This is a genomic window from Dellaglioa sp. CoH-57-MRSF-19, assembly GCF_056781975.1.
The window spans coordinates 1-587 of record NZ_JBXAXW010000082.1 but is presented as its reverse complement, the minus strand read 5'-3'; the positions used below and the strand labels follow the sequence as shown (position 1 = coordinate 587).

The following is a 587-nucleotide window of genomic DNA, read 5'->3' as shown; positions in this document are numbered from 1 at the left end:
GCCACACACTCACACTGCCCTGAGCGGCAGATATCACCATCTGACCATTAGCCCCCCGCGTGATGGTGATGCCCGGGCCCGCTGTTATAGATTTCGGGACTCGGTTGAACACAACTACAGTGTCACCCGCCACAGGTGCCTGAATCAACGGTGTATCCCAATTCAGAGTTACTGAGGAACCCGAATCAATGATACTGGTCACCTTACGGCACAGACTAAACAAATAGCCGGTCACAAACTCTATGATCGGCGGGTTGTTCACGTCTAGAACGCGTGGTCCCGTATAGGTAGCACCGTTCACCGTGACTGACAAGACACTCGGCTGCGTAACTGGGTACGTGCCGCCATCTGACGCGTACTCATCAAAACCCCATAGGCCGTTCCCCGAGGTATAGGCGCGGAATGATTCAATGAGCCCCTGCTTAACGATATACGCGGACGGCAATGCGTCACTGGCGCTGGGCAGCATGTCAACAGACTGAAGCGTACCCATGTGGAATGCGTTGCTGGTCTCAGCCACATCGAGCCACATCTCGTAGTTTGCGTCAACCGAAGACAGGTACGCGTCTATACGCATAGCATACGAG

Annotated in this window: 1 protein-coding gene; it reads right to left on the bottom strand. The window is 54.5% G+C overall.

What is annotated here, in order from left to right; all coding sequences use genetic code 11:
* Positions 1-532, bottom strand: a 532-nt coding sequence (locus tag AC1RO3_RS08320; protein ID WP_481763977.1) for a hypothetical protein, incomplete at its 3' end; no start/stop codon positions are given.
* Positions 533-587: the final 55 nt, after the last annotated feature.